We start from the raw sequence: 18,795 nt of genomic DNA, 5'->3' as shown, positions 1-18,795 counted from the left end.
CCCCTGATGCGTTGTGTGGACGGGGGGTGTCTGATTCATGGTCATGCTATGAGCTGACAAAAACAAACTTGTTAGCTGTATAAACTTTTACAGAAAATAGGCTTAGGCATTTTTAACTTTTGTTTGTATACTTAAGTCAAAAAGCTTATCTTTAGCTTGTAGATGGATACAGTAAAATTTGTTTTATTACTGCTAACAATATTACTAGTACTAATCACCAGTATTTATCTATCAGTTAAACTGAAATGGTTACAAGTATTTAGATTGCCATACGCGTTTTCACTCATTGGAGCTAAAAGAGGAGAAAATAAATTTTCTTCTGTAGTTGCTCTATTTACAATTTTAGGGGGAAATTTAGGAGTAGGGAATATTTCAGGAACTGCTGTTGCTCTAAAAACTGGGGGACCAGGTTCCATTTTATGGATGGCAATAGTTATTGTTGTCACTTCTATAATAAAATATGTTACTTGTTACCTGAGTATGAGGACCAGAAAGAAGAAAAATGGACAGTTTATCGGTGGTCCTATAGCTTGTATGGCTGATGCATTTAATTCCAAAAAGGCTACGGTTACGTTTTTAGCCATTATGATAGTAGCTTCCATAACTGTTGGTAACCTTGTTCAGGTAAATTCTCTGTCAATACCGCTTGGCATGGTAAATGTGCCTATGGTTGTTGGTGGAGTTGTTATGGCTATAATGTTTTTTGCTGTTGTAGCTTTCAGCTTTAAAAAAATTAAAATTTTTATATCGGCTATGATACCAATAATGACGGTAAGTTATCTTACACTTTGTAGTATCATATTATTTAAGTTTAGTGAAAATGTTCTTCCTTCTTTGAAATTGATAACAAGTAGTTTCTTTACAACTAGTGGTTTTAACTCTGGTTTATCTCTAGGTTTGATTTTGGAAGTGTTAACTATTATTCAAGTAGGAACTTTACGTGGTATTTTTGCAACAGATATAGGACTTGGCCTTGAAGGTATTGTACACTCTTCGATTATTCCTAAGAAAAATAGCAATAGGTTTATTATTGAACAGAGTCTGATCACTATAATATCACCTTTTGTAGTTGCATTTATAGTGTTCATTACAGCAATGGTACTACTTGTTACAGATTCTTGGGTTACTGATTTAGAGAGTACTAACATGTGTATATTTGCTTTTAGAAGGGCTATGAGTTATCCTTGTATTGATTACTTGATCATAGTCATAATGTTTTGTTTTGCTTTTACTACTATTTTTACTTGGTTTTTCTGTGCAAAACAAACAATACGCTACGTATCTATGAATGATAAATACATTAAAATCTGGATTGTAATTTTTACTGCAATTATTCCGCTTGGTGCAATAAGTGAGGTTCAATTACTCTGGAATATTGCTGATATCTCGATTGCTGCTTTATTATTTATCAACATACTTGCTATATTCAAGCTAACTTTTAGAAGTCCAGAAGTGTTTACTATGAGTAATAGATATTTAAAATTGTAAGTAAAAAACAGTTAGTTGCCATCTAAAAGCACAGCTTCCTTTATGAAAGCTTGCTAATTACCATAGTAATTATACTAGCTAGGAACTAAGAGGTAAATAATCATTAGTGAGATGGAATATGATGTTAAAGAATAAATAATTGAATAGCTGTGACAACTTTATTCAAAATTTTTTGTCTTTATTCATTAAGATAAAAGAGGATAAATTAGTTTGTAATACAGTGGTTGATTTTAGTATAGTTAAGTCATTTAATAAAAGATGATGTGAGTTGGACAAAAATGTTAATTGAACAAGGATAAAGTTTATGAAGTTCTGCAGAAGAGGCTTAGTATGATAAAGAAAAGATGTACAAAAGCTTAAAAGTGAAACTGAGTTATATGTTGATAAATTATATTAGTAGTATATTAAAGATATTTAATATGTGGTAACCACGCTAGTATTATGCTAAAAGGTGATAGAATGGAATTACGGGATTTTTAACTTTGTACGGTGAAGAGGGAAGTGAGGGAGAAAAATAAGATGACTGTATCATATAACTGATGATTCATGTAAAGTGCTCTAAATTAGTTTAATAAAAATGTACAGAAGTGCGTTGTTAAGATTAAGGTTAGGAATTAAGTTATAAAATTTATTTAGGGTAAATTAATTAAGTGATAAAGAGCAATTAAAGATAAGCAAAGATGTGAGTGGAGGAATTTAACACCCAAGGTCAACAATGAGAAAAAGGGGGAAGGAGACTTATGGCATGTTGGTATTAAGAGCAGAAAAGCATCAATAGAAAGAAGTGATAAAGATGACAGTTCGACCAAATATGAAAAAAGTAGTGGACTCAACTATTGGTGTCTTTGCTCCAACACTAAATAGTAAAAGTGATTCAAGTGTAGGAAGCACGTTGCCAGTGTACCTTCTGATGATAGTGGCAGAGGTCGTCTTCAGTTAGCACTGAGGAAAAAGAGAAGAATTTTTAAAGAGCAAATAAAGCATTAAAAAAATGGGAAGAAGAAATGCTAGATAGACTTGGAAAGAAAAGTTAAGTTCTTAAAGGAAAGACAAATTATTGGGAGGGGAAGAGGAAAATAGTAAAGATCACAGTGGTAAAACTTATGTAAAACAGGTGAACCGGTTGATAAAGAGTTAAAAAATATTTAATCTTTAACCTGGCCGATCAAGCAATGAATGTACTAAAAGATTCATTTTCGGGAAACATTTTGCAGAAAATAAGGGAAAAAACTAATATACAAATGGCTAGAGATAGGGGGATAGTAGGTAAAGAAAATAATCAAAATCTAGATACCATAGAGAAGTAGAGAATGATAATAACAAAACTCTATTTTCATTTAGCTCTGGAAAAAGATAGAGGAGGTGTTTAACAAAGTGAGAGCACTTTACTTATGGAAAAATTTACCAAGAAGATATAGTACAACTGAAAATTGGGGTGGTAGAAGAAGAAAAAAAGATATTCTAGTCAAACATCTAATAGTAATACCACAGTGAGATTATACTAAGCAACAAAAATAGAAAGATAAAGGTATGTCAATATAAGTTAAGATTAAAGTAGTTACTTAGCAAACAATAGGTTTCATGTAACGGTAGTCCTATAATAGAAGAGTATGAGCCACGTAAGAACAATACGAACATTTCAGCAAGGCCTTGTATATTGCATCCTCCTGCTTTGTTTTTCCACTCTTCTGATGCTAAATAATATTTAATTTCCTGTACACTGAGATGTTTGAATTTTACTATTGTAACTACAGTTCTAATATGCTGTTTGGATCGATGGGGGGTTAATAGACACACACTGGTATATACTTTATGCCTTCTTCCTGATAATAAGCGAATGTATTTTCCTGCTTGTTCAATGTTTTCTGCTTTAAGTAATATCCTCCTGCCACAGGCAACGACGGTATCAACACCGAGCACAAAGTAATTTGGATTCGAGCTTTGTATTTTTTCAGCTTTACCTTTTGCCATGCGGATTGAATAATCTTTTGGGAGTTCCTTCTTCAAGGGAGTTTTATCTATATCTGCTGACAAAATTAAGCCTGGTTTAATATTTATTTGTTTTAGTAAGGCTATGCGCCTTTCTGATGATGAAGCAAGAATAAGACTATTTAGAGATGGTTCTTTCACTTGTACCTTTAAGCCTTCTAATTATACGACCTTTTTTTGCATTCCTATCGTAAATACTCATTTCAACTAGTACCCTATCTCCGATAACAATGCGTATTTTACTTCTTCTTACTCTTCCTGATACATGACAAATGATTTCGTGTTCATTGTCTAACTTCACTCTAAATTCTGCTGCAGGTAATAAGACAGTCACTGTTCCTTCTACCTCAAAAATTGCTTTTGACTTTTCGTCTTTTACCATTTATTATGCTATAGTTAATAGTTCTTGTCAGTCTACCATAGATCTTAAAGAAGATAAAAGGTCTTTTCACTACCTTCTTTTTATTCTCTAATGTTTATGCCGTTTAAGAGAATTATTAAGATTACTTGTTTAACTTAGCCACATCTTTTGCCTTATCTAATAATCCATTAATGAAACCAATTTCGCTTGACTTATTGAGTAGATCAGATGCAATGTTAGTATATTCATTAATAACAACTGGAGCCGGTGTATCACAATTAGCTAACTCACATATTGCAACACGTAAAATAGATAGACTTATGAGATTCAGCCGTGCAAGAGACCAGCTTGGGTGTAAATAAAGTTCTATTATTTTATCATATTCTTTACTGTTTCTTATGACTTTATATGATAGCTTTTCTAAAAATTGATAATCAAACTCTTTGCATTCAAATATATCCACTAACTTATTGACATAGTTCCTAAGCTCACAGTTTTCTAGTTCAAAGGTGTTTTTGTCGTAGCCTATAAAAATATTTGAGTAAGCAACTTGTACGGTAAGAAACCTTGCTGTACTTCTCTTTATGTACCACTTTCTTTCTACATGCTCTTTCTCCATTAGCTTAGTCTTTTATATAAATCTATCATGTATAAAACAACTAAGGCTGCATGATCACCTATGTTCTTTTTGCTTTTGCTAGCTCTTACTAAAGCTTTATCTTTGCTGTCAGCAGTAATTATACCTATGCCAAGTAATACTGCATAGCGTATAATAATTTCGTTTAAGCATTTGATTACTCCTTTACAAACGTACTGATAATGATCAGTTTTGCCATGTATTATGCATTCAAAAACTAAATAACCTTCATGATTGACATACTTACTTTTAACTGTAAAAAGGATTGTAGCTGGTATCTCAAATACACCAGGAACCTCAGCTATATCGTAACTGGCACTGCTATCTTTAAATTTATCAGTTGCACCTTCAAGTAGAAGGTTAGCTATTTTAGTATAATAAACCGAATTAACTATTAGTATTTTCGACATTTATTCCCACTTTTCTCGTTAAGAATGATTTCATTACAGATTGTTGAATTAAAGTTATAATATTACTAAATATCCAATATATTACTAAGCCTGCGGGAAAAGAAGAAAAAATAAAGATGGAAATGTAAGGTAAAAATCTCATGATATTTACTTGAACATCATCTTCATTATTATGATCTTTTTCACTGATCTTTTGCTGAGCTATCATGGTAATGCCTAAAATTGCGGGCAGAATGCCTACAGAAACAGGGAAATTGTAATTAAATAATCCAAATAATGTAAAGATGTTTATTGGATCAGGAGCTGAAAGGTCCTTAATCCATAAATAAAAAGGGGCATGCCTCATCTCTATAGTAACGAATAATACTTTGTATAGAGCAAAAAATACCGGTATTTGTACTATTATAGGAAGGATGCTTGACATTGGGTTGACTTTGTTTCTTTTGAACAATGCAACTATCTCTTTGTGCTGTTTTAAATTATCATTTTTATATAATTCCTTTATACGAGTTACTTCAGGCTGTAGAATTTTTATTTTAAACATTGAAATATATGACCTGTTGGATAAAGGAAGCATTAAGAGTTTTATTACTAAGGTTAGTGCTAATATTGCTAAGCCAAAATTTTTTAAGATGAAGTTAAAATATTCAAGCAGCAGAAATACTGGCTTGGTTACGAAGTAAAGAATGCCAAAATCTACAGCTTTGTCAAACAAAGGTATATTGAGAGCACTTTTATAATAATCTAATAAATTTAGTTTTTTTGCTCCAGCAAAAAAGTAGTTTACACTAGAGATACTTGTGCCAGGAAGTATGCTTTTGTGAGATTTGACAAAATCTGCTTGAAATTTATCAATGTTATTAATATTTGTATGTTTGATGCTAACATTTATTTTATCCGGTTTCTCAGGTATAATGGCTGTAAGCCAATATTTATCAGCAAAACCAAACCAATTTTTTCCGCTTGTGCTAGCTTTTATTAAATGTTTTTTGGCGATATCTTTATATGTCCATTCTTCTAGTTTGTTATCAAATGTACCTAATACTCCTTCATGTGATATCCAATAAGATTCGTTAATGTTATCACGTTTGCGGTTAATTTTACCATAAGGGACTAAGATTATATTGTCCTTTGTATTATTCTCAACAATTTGCTCGATCTTAAACATGTAGCTGTCGTCAAGGCTCACTTTTGTTCTGAATACGATGCCATTTTTATTATCCCAAGATAGATTAACTGCTTTTCGATTAGTTAACTCAGCTTCATCAACTTGCCAAACTGTTTTAGAGTCTGGAATTTTTATTTTGCCACTTGGATCGAGCCAACCAAATTCTGCAAAATATACATCTTTTGATTCTGCAGGTGACAGCAATACCACTTGTGGAGAGGAGGGATTTAGCTCTAAGCGGTAGTTGATTAAGATTAGGTCATCAAACCTGATACCCTTTAAAGAAATCGACCCTTTAACCATGTTATTAGTTAGATTGATCCTTTGCCCTTGAGTAGAATTAATGATTTCTGAACGATTTTGGTACATTATAGGAACAAGGTCATTAAAAGATTCTATATGTTCAATATTTTTAATTGGTGGATTATTTTGATCTATATTGAGAAAATTATCATAAATAACATACCAAGATACTATAATTAATATAGAAAGAATAACTGTCAAAATTAGATTTCTTGCTTCTGACATAAAACTTAAGCTAAATGCACTTCCTTAAAGTGTATATTAAATATTGTACTAAAACAATAAAATTTACTTATTTTTAATAATGACTTTTAACGCTAATCTTTATAATTTATTGTAATAGCTTCATATTTTAATAATATAAACACAGTAAAAAACTATTTGTTTAGCTGCTGATAATATCATTATTATTGTAATGCTTATCGATTTATAAAGGGATAAACTAGAATGAGTTTCTCAGTACTTTTTTACCATGAAAGAGAAGATTCAAAACAGTGTGAGTATTGAATTTAAAAAATCTTGTGACTGGACACTTTTATACTTAAGCTCAAATTTATGTCAGTACTATGGCATTCTTGGTTAATGATGTGCAGGCAAGTATCAGCTCTGTTCCATATTTTGCTCACTACTTGAGGTGAATTTTTTTTGATGTTCTCGTCTCACTATAGGGAATGATGAGCTAATGTTATATCGTGAACCTGCTTATTAAAATTCTGCAGGTCAATATAGGAGCAGAGATGAATATTGCAGAGCAAGTGCCAATTAAGATACCAAAAAAGATGATCAAGCTGAAATCTCTGACTGTACCTGTACAAATTAATGTCAAAGGAAGAGCAGCAAGTAATGTTGTACCTGAGGTTAAGACAGTACGAAGTAACGTGGCATTAATACTCGCATCTACTATTTCACTTATATGTTTCTCCTTACGATTTTTTTGATATTCTCGAATTCGATCGTATATAACCACTGAATTATTGATTGAGTAACCAATTACAGTAAGAAGAGCTGCGATTGATGAGGTATTAAATTCAATGCCAGTTAAGCTAATAAAACCGGTGGTTAAAATCATGTCATGAGCTAGTGCTATTATTCCACTAAATCCACATTGCCAATTAAACCTAAGCCAGACATAAAAAAATATTCCAGCAATTGCAATCAACATTGATAACATTCCTTCAAATATTTGTGATGAGCCTATTTGTGGCCCAACATAGTCTATTTTACGATAGCTTATCGAGCTACCTAACTTTTTTTCTAATACGTTTTTTATCTTTTTAATTTTATCTTCGTTTCTTTCCTTTTTAAAGCGCATGACTAAACTATCACCTGCTTTTGAACTCTGCGCCGTAAGACTGTTCTCTTTTAATATATTAAGAATAACATGATCTTCATTTGAAGACTTTATCTCTATCAAAATTCCTCCCGTAAAGTCTATGCCTAGATTCACTCCACGTAACATAACAGTGAATATTGAAAAGATGACCAGAATAACACTAATTAGCATAGTCAATTTTCTGTATTTACTAAATTTAATATTGAAGTTATCTGAAATGATTCTGACTACCATGTTCTTTATTTAAACCTAAATCTTATATTTTTTTTCAAAAGATTCACTAGTTTGTTTTATGGTTGAATAGCTTTCAGATCATGTGGTTTTATCAATTGATAAGCCAGTTACTTAGGAGATAATGTCAATAGAAACACCTAATATAAAGATTATTAGCACTACTATAGCATAATTTATCAGTTTGAAGAAGATTGTTAGTCTTTTTTATACCTTTGTATTTGCTGTTGTGCTTACTCTAGCCTTGCTTACTAAATTTGCCTTAGCATACTTTTTATTATCCTATAGTTTAACATGTAAAACCTACATGTACTTTATTATCATATTCATCCGCTAATAAGCCAGTTACTTAGTAAATAGTGTTAACAGAAAGTCCTGCTTTGAGTAAGATAATACTATTTTTACTGTTTTTGCGTTGCTTTTCTATGAAATTTTACCTATCTTTATTAAAATAGCTATTTTTTAGTGCTCTTTGCCTAAGAAGCAGATTTTTTGATGTCAAATTGATAACACTTTTACTGTAACATAGAGTGCGTGTGAATAAATATTATTTACCTCTTGTTCGTGTATTAGTACTTGCTGTTTTGGTACTCCAATTTTGTTTGCTAAACCCTAATAAGGATATTTTTGCTATGTTTTCTAGTTTATAGAATTAATATATTTTTTATCATCGCTATCATTGATAGCTACTCATATTATGAGTTTTTATAAATAAGCTGTTATTAATAATACGGCTATTATAGTAGCAGCCTGTGTGAGATAATTTCTGTTAGAGCTTCTATAAGATGCCTGTCTTTTCAATTGAATTTAATATAACCCTAATATAACCCTTTCTAAGGTGTAGTGATAGTCTATGACCTATGGCTAGGTAGCCTTTGCTTGTTTATCAGGAGAAAAAGCAGCGAGAAGCGAGCCAAAAGCGATAAGAAAAGACCCTAGCCAAATTATAGACATCCCGGGTTTGTAGTATACTTTGGTAGCGATCTTGTTCTTATTTTTGTTAATTTCGCCAATTACAACGTAAATATCAGAGAATAAATTGTGGTAAATACTGCTTTCAACATTTTTCTGACCTTCTATAAGGTAAAATCTGTATTCAGGGGTTACTTTACCTAATACTTTGTTGCTCAATAGGTTCCTGACATCCATTATACCTTTCACTGCTTGGAAATTTTTTTTTCTTATCAATTCAATATTTTGTAAGGTAACTTTGAATTTATTGACTGTTATGCTATCTCCTATCTTTAAGTAGTTTTCTCTTTTTTCCTGCCAACCAACTGAATAGGATATACCAAGCACTAGAGTTGCTACTCCAGCATGAGCGAGCATCATTGCGTAGTAAGATTTGGAAACTCTTCTTGCTAATGAAATTGATTTACTCAGTGACACCTTAAATAAACGGATTCTTTTACTATATGCTTCCAGAACAAAAACTAATAATGCTATAGAAATGGTAATTGATAGTACAATCATTAGTTCTACATGAAGAATAAATGGCAAAATAGCTGCAGCGCTACAAAATGAGAATTTATATTCACGGAGTATTGGTGATAGACTATTTCCCTGCCAACAACAGTATTGTCCTGCCATGGTAAGCACCAGAGTGACTAGCATGATAGGGTTAAATAAAGAATTGTAGTATGATGCTCCGACTGAGATAAGTTCACCGGTTGAATATTCAAGTATTGTAGGGTATAAAGTACCGATGAGCACGATAAAAAATGCGGTGATGAACAGTAAATTGTTTATCAATACCATTGTGAAGCGTGAGAAGAATCTTCTACTTTCTGGTATTTGATTAACTTGACTATCCGGTTCCATGTTTTCTTTTTTTCTAAATTGCGGTGTCAAGTACTGGAATGACGGCGAAGATATATAGTTTTTTCTTGTAAACACTATAAATATTACTAAGCTGCTAACTGCAATTACGCTAAGTAAAGCTAATATATACAATCCATACCTTGGATCGTCTGCAAACGTGTGCACTGAAGCAAGTATTCCTGATCGAACTAAAAATGTTCCAACTACACTCAGTATAAAGGTTACAAGTGTAAGCAGAGCGGCAAAATTCCTTAAAATATTGAAATTTTGTACTACGAGTAACAAATGTGTTAATGCTACTGCAATTAACCACGGCATCAAGGAAACGTTTTCTACCGGATCCCAGAACCAAAATCCGCCCCAACCAAGCTCGCGATATGCCCACCAACTGCCAAGGCTAATGCCGGAAGTAAGTAATGACCAAGAGATGAGTACCCAAGGCCTAACAATACTAGCCCAAACATTTCCTTCAGTGTTTATAATTAACCCGGCTATAGAAAGTGAGAAAGGAACGCTAAACCCAAGATATCCTAAATATAGTATTGGTGGATGGATTATAAGGCCAATATCTTGCAATATCGGGTTAAAACCAAGGCCATCTGTTTCAATACTTATCATTTTAATAAAAGGATTGGATTCAAGTAAAGTGAATAACAAGAAACAGAAGCAAATCAAGCTTTGGATGATTAAGGATATCTTCTTCAATTTGCTACTGTTATCAACGAAAATGTCCATTAAAAATAGGTAAAAGGTGAGCACTAAGGTCCAAAGTAACATGGACCCTTTTTTGTTTCCCCAAACACCACAGATTTTATAGATTAAAGGCTTTGTTGTATGAGAGTAATAATATACATTTTCAAGTAAAAAATCGTCTGTGATATGACAGTAAATCAAAATAGCCATTGATGCTGATGTGCAGAAAAATATAATTATGGTAATAAATCGGTAAAACCTGAAAGGTAAAAATGAATATGTTAAGGATAATAAGCAGGCTATTAATAGTGATATATTTCCAAGCTCAGACATAAGTTATAGGTATTTATACAATGATATTACTAATAACGAGCTAGGAGTTAAAGTTTTAATACAGAAATAAGACTAGTATAGTACTTCTATATTTCACTATGCAAATCACAGTGCCAGTAAGTAAAAGTTAAGTATCAAGTTTTACACTTTTATTTTGTAGTATTAGTTGTTAAGGTAATATTGTGGGCGCAATCGTAGTAAATCTCTGTATCAATAGATATCAATAGAAATAATAAGATAACAGAACAGCAATAGCGAAAATTAGTAATTAAAAAGAATCTCTATTCTATTTTATAATTTTATAATTTGATAGTGAGAAAGGTTTTAAATATAAGTAAATTATTTTTAATAAAGAGATTTAACGACTATTTGTTGATTAGTTTTAAAAGGAAATAGGTTGTGTACAGGTGAGTAAATTGTAAAATGTATTGTTTGTGGTAATTTTTTGCAAAAATTGGGTATTTAGTACTGAAGTGCATCAAAAAAAATAACGGAAGAGCTTGAGAAAGATAAATAAGCCAATAGCTAGTGTGATTAGTGACATAAAAATATAGGTAGGTAGTGCCTAATCATAAAAACTTTCGAAATTATTACATAAGAAAAAAGTGAAATATTCATTTGGAGAAGCACGTGTCGGGAAGCAACTGAACATGTGTATATTAGAGAATGGTTGTTGATATTAGCGAAGGTTTGCCAAAGTTTAGCCTAAGCAAGAAGAATGTTTGAAAGCATGCTACACGGAGTAGGAGATTTATATAATGTGGAATGGTTTGAGAATTAGTGAGATAATGTATATGAAACAAGACAGATTGATAGAAGTTTTAATTCAGCTTTATCAAGTGTATGGTATAATTTAAATACTAGGCTGAAAAAATGTGGGGTCCTTAATAAGGTTAGGGGGAAAGGCTTCATGAATTGATGGTAAAATTGAAGTGGACAGAGGTTGTAACTTTGTTTGACACTAGAGTTTAGTACAGAGTTACTCTAAGCTTAAGTTTTGCACTTATATATCTACAAGGTATCACTTAAGTAGCTGATGCTGGGGTTTACAAAACTTAGTTGCAAATTGATGTACTGTTTTTGGTAGAGTTGTGTGATGAAAATTAGATCTCTAGTATCAGTTACTTTGAATAATGGGGAGAATGCAGTGTTTTTTTTAGTAGGCTTAAATCATAATGTTTGTGTACAATTAAGAAGGTCAAGTTTTTAAAGTAATGAAAACGATCAGCACTTTAATCCAAGAGGGATCGAAACTGTTATCATTGCATAAAGTTGAATCACCATATTTGGATTGTGAAATCATAATGCAGCACGTTCTTGGTGTGGAAAGATCATTTATAATTATGAACTATACTAATCAAGTACCAATAGAGAAAGAACAGATATTTTGGAAATTAACAAGAAGAAGAGCAGAAAGGTATCCGGTATCGCAAATAGTAGGTAAACGTGAGTTCTGGAGTAAAAATTTTATAGTTAATCAGCATGTTTTGGATCCAAGACCAGCCAGTGAAACAATAATTTTAGCAGTGTTAAAATGCTACCCAAACAAAAAACAGAGATTAGAAATTGCAGATTTTGGCACAGGTACGGGTTGCTTACTGATATCCTTGCTTAGTGAGTATGAATATGCTGTTGGTGTCGGTTTTGAGAAGAGTTTAAAGGCATATAAAGTTGCCTGCCAGAATGTAAAAAAGCATAACTTGCTTAGTAGAGCTAAAATACTTCCAAGTTCATGGACGGAGTGCAGAGGCTCATTTGATCTTATAATTAGTAATCCTCCATATATCAAAAGAAATAAGTTGAAAGATCTGCAAGCTGAAGTACAGAAGGAACCTAGAATGGCTCTTGATGGTGGTGTTGATGGCTTGGACTGTTACTTGAGTATCTTTCAAATATTGAGAAGGTGCCTTAGGAGAAATGGATTTGTAATATTGGAAATAGGTGAAGATCAAAGTAATATTGATAAAATAATTCCTTTGTATGGGTTATTTTTTCAAGAATATGTGTACGATTTAACAGGGATGAAAAGGTGTATTATTATTAAGCAATAGACTTTCTTATATAATCTAGAGAAGAGCTTGTATTTTGAATATGGTGCTTTTGTAGTTCTCTATGCCTCTTAGATTGTCTTAAGAGCTTTATCAAGTAAAGAAGAAAAGGCAAAAGAAAGAAATTCTGAACAACTAGTTATTCACTACCTTATCTTGTAGCATCAGCGGTTTTAATGTCTTGAGCGCTTTATAAGCGCGTTTCACCTTATTATAGGTGGAAAATGAAAAAACTTTAGATTTAGAAAATATATGATTCATTTGATGTATTAAATATGCTGTTTTTCTATTTAATCTACATAGACTAAAGGTAAATGGGTAGCTTCAGTACTCTGTAATAGGAAAGCTAGGTAAAGATTGTTGAGTAGTTCTGTTCTCCTGTTTTTAAATCTTAATTTATACAGTTGTGCGTCATGTACTAAAGCAGAAGAAAGAAGAGGATTTCATATGTTATATAAGAAATCTACTTAGCATGAATTAGCTTCTCACACACACATTTTACTACATGATCAGCACTAATGTTAAAATGCTTGTAAAGTACTTTGTAAGGTGCTGATTTTCCAAAGCTTTTCATGCCAATAAATATACCGTTCGAACCTATATATTTGTGCCAGCCCATTTCACTTCCAGCTTCAATTGCAACTTTGATGCTGTCATTATCTAATATTGCCTTTTTATACTCGTTACTTTGCTCATCAAAAAGTCTCCAACATGGCATAGAAATAACTCTTGTATCTATGCCTTTTTCCTGTAATTTTTCTCTTGCTTCGACTGCAGTTTCAACTTCAGATCCGGTAGCAAATATAGTTACTTCTAATCTTTCTGAGCATTCACATAAAATATATGCACCAAGCTTCGATAAGTTAGCAGATTGACCAATGTCAAAGTGGAATTTGCGCGTGTAATTCACGGTTTGCCTTGAAAGCACAAATAATGTAGGTGATTCCTTTTTTTTCAATGCTATACTAATGCATTCTAAAGTTTCAATTGCATCGGCTGGTCTAAAAACATATAGATTTGGTATAGCTCGAAGAGAGGATAAATGCTCTATCGGCTGATGAGTTGGGCCATCTTCTCCTACTCCAATTGAATCGTGAGTCGTTACATATATAACTTGCTGTTTCATCAAAGCTGAAAGGCGTATAGCGGGACGGTAATAATCAGAAAATACTAAAAAAGTGCCGCCATAAGGAATAATACCACCATGAAGAGCCATGCCATTCATACAGGCTGCCATAGCGTGTTCTCTTACTCCATAATGGAGGTAAGAACCATTATAATTATTTCTATTTATTATCTTCATATGCTTATATTTAGTGCAATTTGATTCGGTAAGATCAGCAGATCCTCCAATTAATTCTGGCATAGACTCAGTTAAAAACTCCATTACCTTTCCAAAAGAGGATCGTGTAGCTTCACTTGGCATCGTTTTGTGTATTTGTTTCTTTAAGTTTGTTAGATCGCTTTCAATATTGTCTGGTAAACGTTTATCTAGCCGTCTTTGAAGTTCTGCATTATATCTTGTTATTTTAGTATCATAAACTGAGATCCATTCTTTTTTTTCTTCTTTAGCCATATGCTGAAATAACATTGAATTATAGTTTTGTTTTGCTCTCTTAACTGTTTTAATCCAGGCATTTTTTATATTTTCTGGTACGTAAAATGGTTCGTAATTCCAATTTAATTTTTCTCTTATTTGTTTTATGTCTTCCTCTGTAAAAGCACCACTGTGAGCGGAAGCTGTACCAGAACAGATTGAAAATTTTCCAATGATAGTTTTGCAACAGATTAGTGTAGGTTTATCAGACTTTTGTGCTTGCTTAATTGCAAGCGATATAGAGTTAAAATCATGTCCATCAATCTTATTGACATTCCATCCATATGCTAAGAAGCGCTCTTTTACATTATCAGAGCAGGAAAGGCTAGTAGCACCGTCTATGGTAATATCATTGTCATCAAAAAAAGCTATCAACTTATTCAATTTAAGATGTCCAGCAAGTGATGCTGCTTCGTGACTTATTCCTTCCATAAGACAACCATCTCCTGACATTACATAAGTGTAGTGATGAGTTCCAAACTGCTTTTCAAGAATTAATTCAGCAAGTGCCATACCGACTGAAATAGCAAATCCTTGCCCTAGTGGACCTGTTGTTGCTTCCACTCCGGGGGTTAAGCCAAATTCTGGGTGACCTGGAGTTTTGGATTTGAATTGCCTAAAATTTTTTAATTCATCTATATTGATATAACCTGTTAGGTATAGTATGGAATATAGTAACATTGAACCATGACCATTTGATAGAACGAAACGGTCCCTATTAAACCACTTAGAATTATCAGGGTTATGGTTAAAATATTTAGTAAATAAGACAGTTGCAATATCCGCCATGCCAAGTGGCATACCTAAGTGTCCGGAGTTTGCTTTTTGTATTGCATCAATTGACAAAAAACGGACGGCGTTTGCCATAGATTTCAGAAGTAGATGGTTCATATATTGATAAGGAAACTTAAAGGTGAAGTGTAATATATTATATTAATAAAAACAAGTTGACACTTAATGTTGAAATCCTTAATGATCTAAAGTTAGATTGTGAGAGTTTTATATGACAACTATTATTAGTAGAAAGTATAGAATCAGCCGTAGGCTTGGCGTAAATTTGTGGGGTAGGGTAAAAGATCCAGTAAACAAAAGGAAATATCCTCCAGGCCAGCATGGTATTCTTGGATTCAAAAGGTTATCTGATTTTGGTAAGCAGTTTGCTGCGCATAAGAAGTTTAAGTTTTATTATGCAATTTCAAGTAAGCAACTCAGGCGTATATTTTTAGATGCTTATAACAGAAAAGGTTATACAGCTGATAATTTTATTGGTATCTTGGAATCAAGATTGAGTGCTATTTTATATCATTCTGGTCTTGTGCCAACGATCTACTCAGCAAAGCAGCTCATATCTCATAAGCATGTTACAGTTAATGGTAGAGTGGTTAATATATCGAGTTATCGAGTAAGGCCTGGTGATATAGTAAGAATAAGGGAGAGCGCAGTAAAAATTCCTATAGTAATAGAGACTACAGAAAAACAAGAACGCAAAGCTCCGGGCTATTTAGAAATAAACAGTAAAGAGTATTCAGTGAAGTATCTAAGAGTACCTCAGTATTCTGAAGTTCCTTACTCAGCAAACATGGAAGTTAATTTGGTAGTAGAATTTTATTCTAGGTAGGATAAAAAAAAGGCCTGTGTGGCGGAATCGGTAGACGCAGCGGACTTAAAATCCGTGGGTTTTATGGCCTTGGGAGTTCAAGTCTCCCCATGGGCACCAGTTTTAAAAGGGTGCGAAAAGTATGAAATGGCTTGATATAGAAAGCATTATAGAAGCTTTAGAAGAGAAATTTCCAGATGAGGATGTAATTAATATCAGATTTACTGAGCTTAAAAAAAAAGTCTTAAGTTTAGAAAAGTTTGATGATGATGAAAAACGTTGTAATGAAAAAATACTTGAGGCTATTCAAGTGGCTTGGATTGAGGAGAGGTCTTGACTATAAAAATAGTAGCCACTATTGAATGATCTTGGTTACTGCTCTAATATGTGGTGTATATCTATGTGGCTGCTGTAATTTGAATTTGCCAGAGAGATACTGTGTAGGTAATTGGTAATAGTGTCAGGCTTGCTATTCTTTTATCAAAGAAGTTTCTCTTAGCATAAGAAGGTACATTTATGTTCACTAACTTGATATGCTTGCTTATAAGTAAAATTCTGGCTTCTAGTGTTAAGGTTAAGATAATAATGAGAGAAGAAAATTCACTCTAGTTAATAATGGTTAAACTAATGCTAATTGGAACTGGAGAAGGTTAATCAATTGTAGAATAAGAATAGCAGCATAGAAACTTAGTAGGTGAAATAGTTGCAATATATTTAACAAATGCTGTTTTAGTATAAACTTTCCATAAAATATTGCTTTTTTACAGTATGAAACTAAAAAGTAAAGTTATATTCTAGCATATTTTACTGAAAATGCAAGGATTTTTGATCTATAGCAAGATGAAAGGATGATAAAAAACTATTTTATAGTGCAGAATATTTTGTATACTATATGTCTCCATGGGGTATATTTTAGTATTACTAATAAGTAATTTATTTACTGGTTGTTTTGCAATAATTTTTTTAGTTCTACATAAGCAATTTAGATAGAGTTAGTAGATGATGAAGGTGGTTTAATAGAAAAGTTTAAGTGTGTTATACGTAATCTATCTTAGATTGGTCATCTTTTTATCATGCTAATTCTGAGGTAGTAGCTGTTCAATTGGGTTACTTTATCGAATCTATTATGTAAACTAATTTTGTTGTTGATATAATTACTGGAGCTTATAATAATATACCTATCACACTATTTTGTAATTATCAAAGAGTTTATGGTAAAAAAATGCTCAAACACAGTAACCTGAGGGAATTAAAATCTGTAGTAGAAAGTTATGCCTTGAAATGCATGAAGGGTAAGATGAGTAAAAATGAAATATGTCTTATTTTAAACTGGAGAAGCATAGTTGGAGTAGAGATAGCAGAGTGTACAAAGCCAAAAAAGATTTCCTATGTACAAAATGTAAATACAGGTGTGGTATATCTGACAGTAATAAATGGTGGTAAAGCACTTGAAATTCAGCATATGACCTCTCTTATGATAGAAAGAATCACGGTATTCTTTGGCTATAAAGCAGTATTTAATATAAAAATTAGGCAAGAGAGTGTTGACTATTTTACCATATAAAGTAGTCTAGGTACATGGGGTAATTTGGTATATCAAAGTGAGTAGAATTTGCGAGCTAACAAATAGAAAGAAATCTTTTGGTAATAAGGTATCACATTCAAATCATAAAACAAAACGCGCCTTTCTCTTGAATTTGCATAGTGTCACATTGATGAGTAACATATTGAATGAAAAATTTAAGTTTCGTGTAGCAGCAAGAACTTTAAGAACTATAGCTTATAAAGGCGATCTTGATGCTTTTTTGCTTACCACAAAAGCGGTTAAATTAAGTAAGAAAGCACAGAAAATAAAAAGGAGATTAAAAAAAGTTTTAGCAAAGCAAGAGGTAGGGTTAATCGCTTCAGATGTATAATAAGCCTCCATGGCTCAGGACAAAAGTTCCAGCTGGTGAAACATTTAATGAAACCTTAAACACTGTTAAGTTGTATAACTTACATACAGTGTGTGAAAAAGCTGCCTGTCCAAATATTGGTGAATGCTGGAATAAACGTCATGCTACTGTGATGATTCTTGGTTCTGTTTGCACTCGTGCTTGTGCATTTTGCAATATTGCAACTGGTACACCTGATAAATTAGATCCTCATGAGCCAGAAAATTTAGCAAAGGCAGTAAAAAAGTTAAATTTGAAACATGTTGTTATTACTTCTGTTAATCGTGATGATTTACCAGATGGGGGTGCAGATCAATTTATAAAATGTATAGAAGAAGTTAGAAAAATCACTCCGAAAACAACAATAGAAATTTTGACTCCTGATTTTTTGAATAAGAAAGGTGCATTTGAAGCGATTGCTATTGCATCACCTGATGTCTATAATCACAATATTGAAACAGTGCCAAGATTATATGCAAAGATAAGGCCAAGGGCTCGTTATTTTCATTCGTTATATTTGCTGAAGATGGTAAAGCAGATTAATCCTAAACTTTTTATAAAATCAGGACTCATGGTTGGTCTTGGAGAAACAAAAGAAGAGGTGCTTCAGGTTATGGATGATTTACGAAATGCTGAAGTTGACTTTATAACGATAGGTCAATACCTACAGCCAACTTCAAAGCATGCAAAAGTTGATAGATACATTACTCCGGAGGAATTTGAGCATTATAAATACATTGCTTATTCTAAGGGGTTCTTAATGGTTGCATCAAGTCCATTAACTAGGTCATCATATCATGCTGAAGAAGCTTTTAGCAAGCTCAAGGCTTATCATCTTCCGGTATGAAAGGT

At 32.5% G+C, this 18,795-nt stretch carries 17 protein-coding genes and 1 tRNA gene; 10 read left to right on the top strand and 8 right to left on the bottom strand.

What is annotated here, in order from left to right; genetic code table 11:
* Positions 1-162: 162 nt before the first annotated feature.
* The 3 genes from GOY12_RS02270 (at position 163) to GOY12_RS03750 (ending at position 2,795) form a co-directional block, all read left to right on the top strand.
* Positions 163-1,488 (top strand): alanine:cation symporter family protein, encoded by a 1,326-nt coding sequence (locus GOY12_RS02270; protein ID WP_175818452.1) that lies wholly within the window; start codon positions 163-165, stop codon positions 1,486-1,488.
* Between the two features lie 793 nt (positions 1,489-2,281).
* Positions 2,282-2,428 (top strand): hypothetical protein, encoded by a 147-nt coding sequence (locus GOY12_RS02265; protein WP_175818451.1) that lies wholly within the window; start codon positions 2,282-2,284, stop codon positions 2,426-2,428.
* A gap of 232 nt (positions 2,429-2,660) precedes the next feature.
* Positions 2,661-2,795 carry a hypothetical protein gene (locus tag GOY12_RS03750; protein ID WP_255498843.1) on the top strand — a complete coding sequence of 45 codons (135 nt, stop codon included), beginning with the start codon at positions 2,661-2,663 and terminating at the stop codon, positions 2,793-2,795.
* Positions 2,796-3,021: 226 nt separating this feature from the next.
* Here the strand turns inward: GOY12_RS03750 and GOY12_RS02260 are convergent, their stop codons facing one another.
* The 7 genes from GOY12_RS02260 to GOY12_RS02230 all read right to left on the bottom strand — a co-directional run bounded on the left by GOY12_RS02260 (position 3,022) and on the right by GOY12_RS02230 (position 10,767).
* Entirely contained in the window at positions 3,022-3,618 is a 597-nt protein-coding gene (locus tag GOY12_RS02260; RefSeq protein WP_175818450.1) for a Maf family nucleotide pyrophosphatase, read from the bottom strand.
* A complete protein-coding gene (gene infA, locus GOY12_RS02255; protein ID WP_175818449.1) occupies positions 3,596-3,859 on the bottom strand; it encodes a translation initiation factor IF-1 in 264 nt (87 codons plus the stop codon). Before infA ends, GOY12_RS02260 begins: the two co-directional genes overlap by 23 nt.
* Before the next feature lie 121 nt (positions 3,860-3,980).
* Entirely contained in the window at positions 3,981-4,457 is a 477-nt protein-coding gene (nusB, locus tag GOY12_RS02250; protein WP_175818448.1) for a transcription antitermination factor NusB, read from the bottom strand.
* Entirely contained in the window at positions 4,457-4,885 is a 429-nt protein-coding gene (locus GOY12_RS02245) for a 6,7-dimethyl-8-ribityllumazine synthase (protein ID WP_175818447.1), read from the bottom strand. Before GOY12_RS02245 ends, nusB begins: the two co-directional genes overlap by 1 nt.
* Positions 4,863-6,581, bottom strand: a complete 1,719-nt coding sequence (gene yidC / locus GOY12_RS02240) for a membrane protein insertase YidC (protein WP_175818446.1) — start codon at positions 6,579-6,581, stop codon at positions 4,863-4,865. Before yidC ends, GOY12_RS02245 begins: the two co-directional genes overlap by 23 nt.
* A gap of 460 nt (positions 6,582-7,041) precedes the next feature.
* Positions 7,042-7,923: a protein translocase subunit SecF gene (gene secF / locus GOY12_RS02235; RefSeq protein ID WP_175818445.1), complete on the bottom strand. Its 882-nt coding sequence runs from the start codon at positions 7,921-7,923 to the stop codon at positions 7,042-7,044.
* Between the two features lie 861 nt (positions 7,924-8,784).
* A complete protein-coding gene (locus tag GOY12_RS02230) occupies positions 8,785-10,767 on the bottom strand; it encodes a heme lyase CcmF/NrfE family subunit (RefSeq protein WP_175818444.1) in 1,983 nt (660 codons plus the stop codon).
* Between the two features lie 1,214 nt (positions 10,768-11,981).
* Between GOY12_RS02230 and prmC the strand changes: the two genes are divergently transcribed.
* On the top strand, positions 11,982-12,818 hold the full coding sequence (prmC, locus tag GOY12_RS02225) for a peptide chain release factor N(5)-glutamine methyltransferase (RefSeq protein ID WP_175818443.1): 837 nt from the start codon (positions 11,982-11,984) through the stop codon (positions 12,816-12,818).
* 460 nt (positions 12,819-13,278) lie between these two features.
* Here prmC and tkt read toward each other — a convergent pair whose 3' ends face one another.
* On the bottom strand, positions 13,279-15,303 hold the full coding sequence (tkt, locus tag GOY12_RS02220; RefSeq protein WP_175818442.1) for a transketolase: 2,025 nt from the start codon (positions 15,301-15,303) through the stop codon (positions 13,279-13,281).
* A gap of 112 nt (positions 15,304-15,415) precedes the next feature.
* On the opposite strand from tkt, the gene rpsD reads away from it, so the two are divergent.
* The 6 genes from rpsD to lipA all read left to right on the top strand — a co-directional run bounded on the left by rpsD (position 15,416) and on the right by lipA (position 18,790).
* On the top strand, positions 15,416-16,030 hold the full coding sequence (rpsD, locus tag GOY12_RS02215) for a 30S ribosomal protein S4 (protein ID WP_175818441.1): 615 nt from the start codon (positions 15,416-15,418) through the stop codon (positions 16,028-16,030).
* A gap of 12 nt (positions 16,031-16,042) precedes the next feature.
* Positions 16,043-16,129 (top strand) — tRNA-Leu (locus GOY12_RS02210).
* Between the two features lie 22 nt (positions 16,130-16,151).
* Complete coding sequence (iscX, locus tag GOY12_RS02205) at positions 16,152-16,346, top strand: Fe-S cluster assembly protein IscX (protein ID WP_175818440.1); 195 nt, start codon at positions 16,152-16,154, stop codon at positions 16,344-16,346.
* Positions 16,347-17,231: 885 nt separating this feature from the next.
* A complete protein-coding gene (locus GOY12_RS02200; RefSeq protein ID WP_175818439.1) occupies positions 17,232-17,573 on the top strand; it encodes a DUF721 domain-containing protein in 342 nt (113 codons plus the stop codon).
* A 37-nt stretch (positions 17,574-17,610) separates the two neighbouring features.
* On the top strand, positions 17,611-17,925 hold the full coding sequence (rpmB, locus tag GOY12_RS02195) for a 50S ribosomal protein L28 (RefSeq protein WP_175818438.1): 315 nt from the start codon (positions 17,611-17,613) through the stop codon (positions 17,923-17,925).
* Positions 17,918-18,790, top strand: a complete 873-nt coding sequence (gene lipA, locus GOY12_RS02190) for a lipoyl synthase (protein WP_175818437.1) — start codon at positions 17,918-17,920, stop codon at positions 18,788-18,790. Before rpmB ends, lipA begins: the two co-directional genes overlap by 8 nt.
* Positions 18,791-18,795: the final 5 nt, after the last annotated feature.

The organism is Wolbachia endosymbiont of Dirofilaria (Dirofilaria) immitis, from assembly GCF_013365455.1.
Classification (GTDB): Bacteria; Pseudomonadota; Alphaproteobacteria; order Rickettsiales; family Anaplasmataceae; genus Wolbachia.
This window is presented reverse-complemented; position numbering and strand designations above follow the sequence as displayed.

What these genes read in the sequence shown, in the direction of transcription:
- lipA (WP_175818437.1), top strand. Translation starts at nt 17,918, where the DNA reads ATGTATAATAAGCCTCCATGGCTCAGGACAAAAGTTCCAGCTGGTGAA.
- rpsD (WP_175818441.1), top strand. Translation starts at nt 15,416, where the DNA reads ATGACAACTATTATTAGTAGAAAGTATAGAATCAGCCGTAGGCTTGGC.
- yidC (WP_175818446.1), bottom strand. Translation starts at nt 6,581, where the DNA reads ATGTCAGAAGCAAGAAATCTAATTTTGACAGTTATTCTTTCTATATTA.
- GOY12_RS02245 (WP_175818447.1), bottom strand. Translation starts at nt 4,885, where the DNA reads ATGTCGAAAATACTAATAGTTAATTCGGTTTATTATACTAAAATAGCT.
- GOY12_RS02270 (WP_175818452.1), top strand. Translation starts at nt 163, where the DNA reads ATGGATACAGTAAAATTTGTTTTATTACTGCTAACAATATTACTAGTA.
- prmC (WP_175818443.1), top strand. Translation starts at nt 11,982, where the DNA reads ATGAAAACGATCAGCACTTTAATCCAAGAGGGATCGAAACTGTTATCA.
- GOY12_RS02265 (WP_175818451.1), top strand. Translation starts at nt 2,282, where the DNA reads ATGACAGTTCGACCAAATATGAAAAAAGTAGTGGACTCAACTATTGGT.
- GOY12_RS03750 (WP_255498843.1), top strand. Translation starts at nt 2,661, where the DNA reads ATGAATGTACTAAAAGATTCATTTTCGGGAAACATTTTGCAGAAAATA.
- GOY12_RS02200 (WP_175818439.1), top strand. Translation starts at nt 17,232, where the DNA reads ATGCTCAAACACAGTAACCTGAGGGAATTAAAATCTGTAGTAGAAAGT.
- GOY12_RS02230 (WP_175818444.1), bottom strand. Translation starts at nt 10,767, where the DNA reads ATGTCTGAGCTTGGAAATATATCACTATTAATAGCCTGCTTATTATCC.
- tkt (WP_175818442.1), bottom strand. Translation starts at nt 15,303, where the DNA reads ATGAACCATCTACTTCTGAAATCTATGGCAAACGCCGTCCGTTTTTTG.
- nusB (WP_175818448.1), bottom strand. Translation starts at nt 4,457, where the DNA reads ATGGAGAAAGAGCATGTAGAAAGAAAGTGGTACATAAAGAGAAGTACA.
- infA (WP_175818449.1), bottom strand. Translation starts at nt 3,859, where the DNA reads ATGGTAAAAGACGAAAAGTCAAAAGCAATTTTTGAGGTAGAAGGAACA.
- iscX (WP_175818440.1), top strand. Translation starts at nt 16,152, where the DNA reads ATGAAATGGCTTGATATAGAAAGCATTATAGAAGCTTTAGAAGAGAAA.
- secF (WP_175818445.1), bottom strand. Translation starts at nt 7,923, where the DNA reads ATGGTAGTCAGAATCATTTCAGATAACTTCAATATTAAATTTAGTAAA.